Consider the following 1,383-nt stretch of genomic DNA (forward strand, 5'->3'; position numbering starts at 1 on the left):
CGATATCATTGGCATTCGGTATTATCTTTGCCACCGTTATCACCTTATTGTTGATACCTTGCCTGTATCTCATTCTGGCCGATAGTAAACGGGGCTTGCGTACTATGTTGTCCTGGTATGGGTTGGCAAAACCGCCGGAACCCAAAGATATGAGTACGAAAGAGGCATTAGAAAACTACTAAGTGCCTGAGAAGAGAAAATAAAGCCGGAGCTAAGTCTCCGGCTTTATCGTATGGGCGGTCATAAACTGGTAAACTAATGTCATTACACTATTTAATAAATGGATCATTTCATAGGAAACGCTGACATGTTGCTGTCACTTCTTGATCTTAGCGCTTTACTGTTTTTCTTTTTTTGCTGGATAGGCTACTCATTGTTTGCACGTAAGCGTGCCAGAACCACTCACTGCCTATCGAGTATCCTGTGTTCATTACGAATTGATTGGTTTAGTGCCGTGATGCACAAGGACAACCAGGTTGCCGATGCGTCTTTAATTGGCAATGTGGAGCGTACAGTGACTTTCTTCGCATCTTCTACGATTTTGGTGCTGGCTGGTGTCATTACTGTATTAGCTCATGCCGATGAAGTCGTTTTGGTCTTAAATGAAATTCCAATGAGTCCGGATACGGTTCCTATTTTAGTGCAGTTTAAGCTGTCGGTTCTGGCGCTCATTTTTATCTATGCCTTTTTTAAGTTTACCTGGTCAATTCGTCAGTTTGGCTTTGTATCGGTGCTGTTAGGAGCTTCAGTCGAGTACCATCAGGAGAATAAACCTGAGGAGGAGCGTCAGCGTTTTGCTATGCATGCAGCCAAAGTACTGGATCAATCCGGTCACGAGTACAATAAAGGCTTACGTACCTACTACTTTGCTTTGGCCTATTTATCCTGGTTTCTACACCCCGTCATGCTGATCATTTCAAGCACTATTGTTGTTGCAGTTCTGTATCGTCGTGAGTACCGTTCGCGCGTTTTACGCGAGTTATTGGCGACTAAAGGTTATGTACCGGGAAAAAAATAATAGGAGAACGTTGTGAATAAAGTCTTTTCTGATTTTCTTGCCTGGACTCGCGAGCACCAGTGGGGCTGTGATGAAAGTCATGATTTAACGCTTGCCGATGGCACGAAATTGTCGGTTTGGGACAGTGGTGTGCTCGAAGTTACTCCAGAAAACCCTGGCCGAAAGGACATTATTTTATCTTGTGCAGTGCATGGTAACGAAACGGCTCCTATCGAAATTTGTCGCGACATTATTAACGATATTATTAATGAAAAGCAGACAGTGACACACCGTACACTGTTTCTAATTGCAAACCCGGCTTCAATTAATAAAGGCGAACGATTTGTTGAAGAAAATATGAACCGGTTATTCAGCGGCGCGCATAG

At 43.5% G+C, this 1,383-nt stretch carries 2 protein-coding genes and 1 pseudogene; all 3 read left to right on the top strand.

Annotation, left to right across the window (positions count from 1 at the left end):
• Positions 1–182: hypothetical protein (locus B3180_RS00240; protein ID WP_286842163.1), on the top strand; the 182-nt coding region annotated here is incomplete at its 5' end.
• A 125-nt stretch (positions 183–307) separates the two neighbouring features.
• Positions 308–1,018, top strand: a complete 711-nt coding sequence (locus B3180_RS00245) for a DUF599 domain-containing protein (RefSeq protein ID WP_054488304.1) — start codon at positions 308–310, stop codon at positions 1,016–1,018.
• 12 nt (positions 1,019–1,030) lie between these two features.
• A pseudogene (locus tag B3180_RS00250) lies at positions 1,031–1,383 on the top strand (succinylglutamate desuccinylase/aspartoacylase domain-containing protein); the annotation flags it as partial.

The organism is Idiomarina sp. UBA4206 (assembly GCF_002383015.1).
Classification (GTDB): domain Bacteria; phylum Pseudomonadota; class Gammaproteobacteria; order Enterobacterales; family Alteromonadaceae; genus Idiomarina; species Idiomarina abyssalis.

Coding starts and splice junctions, on each gene's coding strand:
- B3180_RS00245 (WP_054488304.1), top strand. CDS start 308: ATGTTGCTGTCACTTCTTGATCTTAGCGCTTTACTGTTTTTCTTTTTT.